4 protein-coding genes are annotated in these 8345 nt (G+C 67.3%); 1 reads left to right on the forward strand and 3 read right to left on the reverse strand.

What is annotated here, in order from left to right:
• Window positions 1-35 precede the first annotated feature (35 nt).
• A complete protein-coding gene (locus C1933_RS09580) occupies window positions 36-1811 on the reverse strand; it encodes an EAL domain-containing protein (protein ID WP_108753056.1) in 1776 nt (591 codons plus the stop codon).
• A gap of 3 nt (window positions 1812-1814) precedes the next feature.
• A complete protein-coding gene (locus tag C1933_RS09585; protein WP_108753057.1) occupies window positions 1815-3917 on the reverse strand; it encodes a PAS domain-containing sensor histidine kinase in 2103 nt (700 codons plus the stop codon).
• 133 nt (window positions 3918-4050) lie between these two features.
• On the opposite strand from C1933_RS09585, the gene C1933_RS09590 reads away from it, so the two are divergent.
• The gene (locus tag C1933_RS09590) at window positions 4051-6789 is read left to right on the forward strand and encodes an EAL domain-containing protein (protein WP_108753058.1); all 2739 of its coding nucleotides are present in this window, start codon (window positions 4051-4053) and stop codon (window positions 6787-6789) included.
• A 107-nt stretch (window positions 6790-6896) separates the two neighbouring features.
• Here C1933_RS09590 and C1933_RS09595 read toward each other — a convergent pair whose 3' ends face one another.
• Window positions 6897-7961, reverse strand: a complete 1065-nt coding sequence (locus tag C1933_RS09595; protein ID WP_108753059.1) for a GAD-like domain-containing protein — start codon at window positions 7959-7961, stop codon at window positions 6897-6899.
• Between the last annotated feature and the right edge of the window lie 384 nt (window positions 7962-8345).

Genomic DNA, 8345 nt, shown 5'->3' on the forward strand with positions numbered 1-8345 from the left:
GCCGCAGTCGAGCACGGCTCGACTCTACAGATCGGTCACCGCAACGGCGAACGATCCTCGCCACCTTCCAGCGGCTCGGCCAGCGCCGGGCCTGCATTGCTGCGGCGCTGCTCTTCATACGTGCGGAACGCCTGGTGGATGTGCTTGCGCAGCTCGTCATCGTTCCATGGCTTGGTCAGGAAGCGATAGATCGCACCGCGGTTGATCGCATCGGTCACCGTGTTCAGATCGGTGTAGCCGGACAGCACCAGCCGGATCGTGTCCGGGTACAGCATCTTCACCCGGCCCAGGAATTCGGTGCCGCTCATATCGCTCATGCGCTGGTCGGACAGAATCACCTGCACGTCGTTGATCGCCAGCAGATCGAAGGCATCGCGCACGTTGCCGGCGGCCAGGATGCGGTAGCCGTCGCGGCGGAACAGGCGCACCAGCGAACGCAGCACGTTTTCCTCGTCATCCAGCAGCAGCAGGGTGCGGTCGGGGCGCGTTTCGGCGAAGGCTTCCGGGCGCAGGTAGCGGCGGCGCAGGGTCATGCCGGCGGCATCGGCCGACATCGGCTCGCCGAACAGATAGCCCTGGAATACATCGCAGTCGTTGCGGCGCAGGAAGCCCAGCTGGGCCTGTGATTCCACGCCGTTGGCAATGACCGTCATGCCCAGCTGGTGGCCCATGGCGATGATCGCGCGGGCGATGGCCGCCTCGCGATTGCCGGCCGGGGCGCTCTTGATGAAGCTGCGGTCGATCTTCAGCTTGTCCACCGGGTAGCGCACCAGCGCGCTCAGGCTGGAATCGCCGGTGCCGAAGTTGTCCAGGCTCAGGCTGATGCCTTCATTGCGCAGGTTGGCCAGGGTTTCGTGCACGAAATTGACGTTGTTGGTCAGCGCGCTTTCGTTGATCTCCAGCGTCAGCATGTGCGCCGGCACGCCGGCGGCCTGCATCAACGACATCACTTCGGCGAAGAAGTTCGGGCGCAGCAGCTGCAGGGTCGACACGTTCACTGCAATGGTGAAATCGTCGAAGCCCTGGTCGCGCCACAGACGCGCCTGCTTCAGTGCGCCTTCCAGCACCCACGTGCCGATCTGCACGATGATGCCCAGCCGTTCGGCGGTGCGCATGAAGCGCTCCGGTACGAGCATGCCCAGGGTGGGTGACTGCCAGCGCAGCAGCGCTTCCATGCCCACCACGTGGCCGTCGCGCGCGCTCACCAGCGGCTGGTAACGCAGCTTGAGTTCGCCATTGGGAATGGCATCGACGATCTGCCGGGCAATGATGCTTTCACTGTGCGCGCTGGGCGGGGTGTCCACCGCGTGGATGCGCACCGCATTGCCGCCTTCGCGGGCCGCCTGGTAGAGCGCATCTTCGGCGTGGTCCAGCAGCCGCGATGCACTGCTGGCATGTTCCGGGCACAGGCTCACGCCCAGCTTGCCGGTCATGAACAGGGTGTACGGCAGCACAGAGAGCGGCAGCTCCATCTGCTGGCGGATCGCTTCGGCGAAGTCTTCCGGCAGCGGCAGGTCGGCGGTGCGCGGTACGGCAATCAGGAACTCATCGCTGCCGTGCCGCCACAGCTTCCCGCGCCCGCGCAGGTACGACTGCAGGCGCTGGGCCACCAGCACCAGCGCCTGGTCACCCACTTCGGCGCTCATGTTCTCGTTCACCGAAGCGAAGTGGTCGATGTCCACGTGCATCAGCATCAGCGGGGTGCCGCCAGAGGCCGCCTCGGCCACCATGGCCTGCAGTTCGGGGTTGCCGGCGCCCAGCCGGTCGGGGGCGTCGTCAATGCTGACCGGGGGCAGGTTGGGGTTCCACATGGTTCAGTGTTCCGGAGACTCGACGGCCGCCGTCATGGCGGCCTGGTAAGGAAGGTGGACATCGACCAGGGTGCCGGCGCCGTGCGCCGAAGCGATATGCACGTGCCCACCCACGCTCTGCGCGCGCTCGCGCATCACGATCAGGCCCAGGCCACGCGGGCCATCGGGGTCGAAGCCCTCGCCATCATCGCGGATCTGCAGGTGCAGGCCGCGCTGGCCCAGGTCGCGCAGCTGCAGCTGCACCTGGCTGGCGCGCGCGTGGCGCAGGGCGTTGGTCAGGCTTTCTTGCGCAATGCGGAAGCAGGCCTGTTCGATGCTGTTGTCCGGGCGGGTCGGCAGCGCGTCAATGTCGGCCAGCAGCTCCACCGGCGACGATCGGAACAGCACCCGCGCCTGCCAGCTCAGGGCGGCTTCCAGGCCCAGCGCATCCAGCTGTGGCGGGCGCAGCAGGGTGGAAATGTCGCGCAGCTTGGCCACGGTGGTGTCGGCCAGGCTGACGATCTGCGCCAGGTCCTCGCCGCGGCGGGCGGGGTCCTGTTCGTCCTGCGCGGCATAGGCCGACAGCTTCATGGCAGTGATCGCCTGGCCGATGTCATCGTGCAGGTCGCGCGAGATCGCCCGGCGCTCGTCTTCCTGCAGCGAGAACAGGCGCCCGGCCATGGCCTGCAGTTCGCGGTTGCTGTTTTCCAGCGCGCTGCGGGTGCGTTCGGCTTCACTCAGGTCGCGCACGATCAGCAGCTTGCAGTCGCGGCCACCGTAGCGCACTTCACCCACCGCCAGGCCGGCATGGAAGTGGCGGCCGTCGGCGCGCTGCATGACCGCCACGCTGCTGTGGCCCGGACTGTGCTGCGGCTGGCCGGCCCGCAACTGGGCGCGCACCCGCTGCAGATCGGCGCCGTTCACCAGCGCCGACAGCGGTTCGCCCAGCAGGGCATGGCTGCCGTAGCCGAACAGGGCGGCGGCCCAGGCGTTGGCGTACAGCACATGTTCTTCGGACAGGATCACCACGCCGTCCGGCAGCACCCGCACCAGTTCGCGGAACTGTTCTTCGCGCTCACGCAGCAGGCGCCGCGACTGCTCGCGCTCGGTCACGTCCTGCAGCGTGCCCAGCACGCGTTCGCGGCCGGCTTCATCGCGGCCGCTGGTCGCACGCAGGTGCACCATCAGGGCGCGCCCATCCATGGCCAGCAGCGGCAGCAGCACGTCCACCTGGACCGGTTCGCCGGCGCACAGGTCGGCCAACAGTTGTTCGGTCTGCGCGGCAGTGGCCGGGTCGGCCGGCACCAGCAGTTCGTCAAAGCGGTGCCAGCGCCGGGCCTCGGGCGGGCGCCGCCCCAGCAGATGGTAGACCTGGTTGGAATAGCGGCCCAGGCCGCTGGCGGGGTCCAGTTCCCAGGCACCGATGCGCGCCAGCTCGTGGGCTTCCTCCACCCGCGCCAGCGCCTGGTCACGGCGCAGCTGCGCCAGGTCTTCAGCGGTGCGATCAATGGCGATCAGCAGGCGGGCGTTGTGGCCGTCATAGTCGATGGCATTGGAACGAAGCTCCATCTGCCGCAGGCTGCCGTCGCGCAGCTGCAGCTGCGCGCGCAGGATGCACAGCTGCTCGGGCGCTTCGCGGATCGCCTCCAGCTTGGTCTGCAGCGCCTGGTCCTGGCCGGGCGGCCACAGGATCTCGATCGTGCGGGCCAGCAGTTCCTCGCGTTCCCAGCCGAAGGCCAGGCATGCCGCGGGGTTGGCATCCAGGATGGCCAGGCTGTCCAGGTCGTACACCAGGATCGGCCCGGGGTTGCCCTCGAACATCTGCCGCAGGCGGGTCTCGGACATCTGCAGCCGCGCATGGGTGGCCAGCACGTGCTCGGCCAGCGGCCGCAGCAGCAGGTAGAGCAGGCCGGCGCTGGCGAATACGAAGAACGCGCCCTTCACGCTCTGCCAGAAGGCGGCCTGCTGGGGGTCCAGCACGAACCCGTTCACCGCGCCATCGGAGGCAATGATCCAGGCCAGCGCCATCATCAGATAGCTCAGCACCACCCGGCGACGGTCGCGCCGCAACGACTGCGCCATCCGCAGGGCGGAATCTGGGTCGGTGCCGGTCGGGTCTGCGGGCATGGACAGGGGCAGTAGGGAGGGGCGCCAGCCATCTTACCGTGCGGGTGTGCGATGGCCACTCAATTATCCCCGCGGCGGGCCGTTAAGGACTGCATGCCCCGCTGTCGGGCGCGTCTTTCCGGAGCTAGATCGCGTGGACCAAGGGATCATCGCCAGCCTGCTGCAGCATCCGCTCGCGTCGGCACTGGTCATCGTCGACCGCAGTGGCCGCCCGCTGGCGGCCAATCCGGCCGCGCGCGAACATGGGCTGCCGGCCACCTTGGCGGCCTATGCCCCCATGCTGGAAGACCTGCGCCTGCTGGCAGCCGACGGCGGCATCGTGCCGTGCTCGCTGCCCGGCGGGCCGCAGGGGCACTACGACGGACACCTGCGCGCCGTGCACGATGGCAATGGCAACCTGCTGGCCTTCACCCTCAGCGTGCCTGAGCCGGTACCGCTGACCGGCGGCGGGCGCTGGGCGCTGGCCCTGGAAAGTGCCGGCCACAGCCTGTGGGACTGGGATATTCCCACCGACCGCGTGCTGCGCACGCCCGCCCTTGGCGACGAAAGCGCTACCGAGATGCTGGGCCGGGTTCACCCGGACGATATCGCCGATGTGCGCGCGGTGCTGGACGAGCACCTGCGCGGGCACAGCGAGCAGTACAGCGCGCAGTTCCGCTTCCGCCAGGGCGATGGCCACTGGCGCTGGGTGCTGGATCGCGGCCGGGTGGTGGCACGTACCGCCGACGGCCAGCCGCTGCGCATGGTCGGCACCCATACCGATATCGAACAGCAGAAGCAGCTGGAAGCGCTGCTGCAGGAACAGCAGCTGCACCTGAGCGAAGCCCAGCGCATCGCCAGCATGGGCAGCTGGTCGTTCGACCCGCAGAACCACCGCTTCTGGTGGTCGCCCGAGCTGCGCTCGCTGCTGGCGCTGGAGCAGGGCAGCGTGCCCGGCCAGCGGCGCTGGCTGAAGCAATTGCATCCGCGCTCGCGCGGCGCGCTGCGTGCCGCCTGGCGGCGCCTGTGGCGCGACGGCCGCGCCGCCAACCTGGACCTGGAACTGACCCGCGGCAGCGAGCCCTCGCAGCACCTGCGCCTGTGGATGCAGCCGTTGCTGGACATGGACGGGCAGCCCAAGCGCCTGCTCGGCCAGGTGCAGAACATCACCGAACAACACCAGACCGACGCGCTCATCCGCTGGCGCACCGAGCTGCTCAATCGCGTGTCGGCGCTGGGGCGGATTGGCGGCTGCGAAATCGAAGTGTCCACCCGGCACATGCAATGGACCGAGGAGTGCTACCGCATCCACGGCCTGCGCAAGGAACCGATCACCCTGGACCAGGCGCTGGCGCTGTACACCGAGGACTCGCGCAACGCGTTCGAGGCCGCGCTCGGCCGCATTTCCAATGGTGGGCTGCCCGAGCAGTTGGACCTGTGCTTCTACCGCCAGTCCGGCCTGCGTGTGTGGGTGCAGGTGCTGATCGAACTGGATCGACGCGACGGCCTGCCGGCCCGCTACGTGGTCCTGTTCCGTGACATCACCCGCGAACGCGAGGCCAGCGAGCGCATCGAACTGCTGGCCCACTACGACCTGCTGACCGGCCTGCCCAACCGGGTGCTGCTGGGCGAGCAGACCGCCGAAGCCATCGAAGAGGCGCGTGACCGTGGCACTTCGTTGGCGATGCTGTTCATCGACCTGGACGGTTTCAAGAACATCAACGACAGCTTCGGCCACGCCACCGGCGATGCGCTGCTGAAGGCCGCTGCAACCCGCCTGCACCAGAACCTGCGCAACAACGACCTGTTCGGCCGCTTCAGTGGTGACGAATTCATCGTGGTGCTGCGCGACCTGGCCGAGCCGGAGGATGCCGGCCATGTGGCACGCAAGCTGATTGGCTCGCTGGCCGAGCCGCTGCGTCGTGGCGACACCACACTGAAGGTCGGGGCCAGCGTCGGCATCGCCATGCTGGGTGAATCACAGACCGATTTCGATTCGCTGCTGCGCGCTGCCGACGCGGCCATGTACGCGGCCAAGGAAGCCGGGCGCAACACGTATCAGTACTACAGCCAGGACGCCCTGGCCCGCATCCAGCGCCGCCTGGAGATCGAACACGGCCTGCACGGCGCGATCGAGCGCGAAGAGTTCAGCCTGGCCTACCAGCCGCTGTTGCACGCACACAACGGCGAACCGCCGGCAATCGAAGCGCTGCTGCGCTGGCACCGCCCCGGCATCGGCTACTGCAGCCCGGCCGAGTTCATTCCCATCGCGGAGAAGTGCGGCGAAATCGTCCGTATCGGCGATTGGGTGCTGAACGAGGCCTGCCGCCAGGCTGCGGCGTGGGACCGCGCGGGTCTGTGCTTCGAACGCGTGGCGGTGAATGTGTCGGCCGTGCAGCTGCGCGACCGCGGCTTTGCCGAACGCGTGATCGAGATCTGCCACGCCCACGGCTGGCCGCCGCAGCGGCTGGAACTGGAACTGACCGAGTCGGCGCTGATCCGTGACACCGACATCCTGCGCCACTGTTTCGATGTGCTGGAACGGCATGGCGTACCGCTGGCGGTGGATGATTTCGGTACCGGCTTCTCCAACCTGAACTATCTGAATCGTTTCCCGGTGGGGCGGCTCAAGATCGACCGGAGCTTCGTGCAGGGCATGCTGCACGACTCGGGTACGGCCGAAGTGACCCAGGCCATCGTGCACCTGGGCCACGCCCTGGGCATGAAGGTGGTGGCCGAAGGCGTGGAAACGCACCAGGAAGAAGACATGCTGCGCCGCCAGGGCTGCGACGAGATCCAGGGCTACCTGTACTCACGCCCACTCAGCCCGCGCGACCTGGCCCAGTGGCTGCGCCAGCAGCACGCCGGCAGCGAAGTCGCCCTGGCCCGCTGACGCGGTGGATGCCGACCGTTGGTCGGCATGGGGCCTGCACTGGTAGGTGCCAACCTTGGTTGGCACGCACGCGTGCGCGCAATCACCCATCCACGCATGGCGTGGATCTACTGCTCCATCTTCGCGGCCAAGGTCTGCAGCTCGGTCAGGCGATCGCGCTTCACCAGATGGGCGGCATTCCAGCCTGCCTCAGCGACCGCAGGCGAGAAGCTGTAGATCTCATTCGAAGCCAGCGGGCCCAGCCGTTCGTACGCGCATTCGTACAGCGGCTGCTCGTCGTCGTCGGTGGCATCCAGGTAGGGGCCGTCCAGGGCGTCCAGCAGGCACTCCAGTTCCTGATTGCGTGCAGCTGCACTGCGCGGCAGTGGGGGCGCTGTATCTGCCGAAACCTGCCCGGTATGCGGATCGACACTGATATGTATGGAGGTGGTTGCCCCGCAGAGCAGGATCTGCCCGAATGCCGTGACGGCGTACGCGTGGAACTGATCGCGATCCAGCAGTGGATGTCCGTCCAGAAATGCCGCAGTGATGGCGGCATATCGGCCGGGATCGATCAATGCAAGACGGTCGCTTCGGTAGCGTGCAAACCCATCGCGCCGCCACAAGGCCAGCAGCAGGTCGGGCAGCACGCCTTCCCAGGCCGCGAGGGTTGCGTCAGGAACGATCGGGCCCATGGAACTTGCGATGAACTGCCGCAGGAAGATGTCATTCGCCGAGCCCAGGGCATCTTCAGCATGCACGCCGACCACGCTGAGCGGCACGTAGTCCAGGAACGTGAGCATTGCCTCGGCGCGTGAACGCTCCGGGCTGACGTCGTCGCCCGCAATGGCGGTGGCCAGATCTGCCTGAACGCTCAGGACCGTCCCGGCAGGGAAATCGCACCACGCTTGATCCAGCACCAGATAGCGCCGTGGTGCGTCACCGGAATCGTCGTCCAGAATGATGACCTGTGCGTCGTCCCGCAGGCTGCCGACTGACACTTCGACCGTCGCGTCGATCACCCCGGCGTCGGGGTCGTCCGGACATGCCGGGGCAGAGTAGGGCTGCTGGAACTCGCCGAAGGCCCGCATTGCCTGCTGGAGCGCCGATAGGGAATCCGGATCCAGGGCCAGCGGCTGCGCGGTGGCTGAAGGGCTTCCAGTGATGGCAATGGGCAGGGCGACGCGGGGCATGGCGCAGGCATCTCATCGGCGGCAGTTGGATTCATCACGATGGACGCTGCACATGCCCAGGTCCATGCAAGTAATCCGAAATTCCGTGCCGCGTCTGGTTTCATCCACGCATGGCGTGGATCTTATCTCTTGCCGATCTGGCACCTTGGGTGCCGAGAGCCCGGCGTGGGCGACCGTGTGGATCCAGGTCTTGCGACCGTGAAGTAGCTTGGGTCCCCACGCCGGATTCTCCCTGAACCGCCCGAACAGTTGGTTGAGTTGGCGCTCGAACTGATAAGACTGGGCAAGCGGGGGGAGCTCTCGACCCTGTCAGCCTAGCGGAGTTCTGCCATGTTTGGGATCGGGATCGATGTCAGCAAAGCCACGCTGGATGTGGCTGTCCAT

Source organism: Stenotrophomonas sp. ZAC14D2_NAIMI4_6 (assembly GCF_003086875.1).
In the GTDB taxonomy this organism is placed as follows: Bacteria; Pseudomonadota; Gammaproteobacteria; order Xanthomonadales; family Xanthomonadaceae; genus Stenotrophomonas.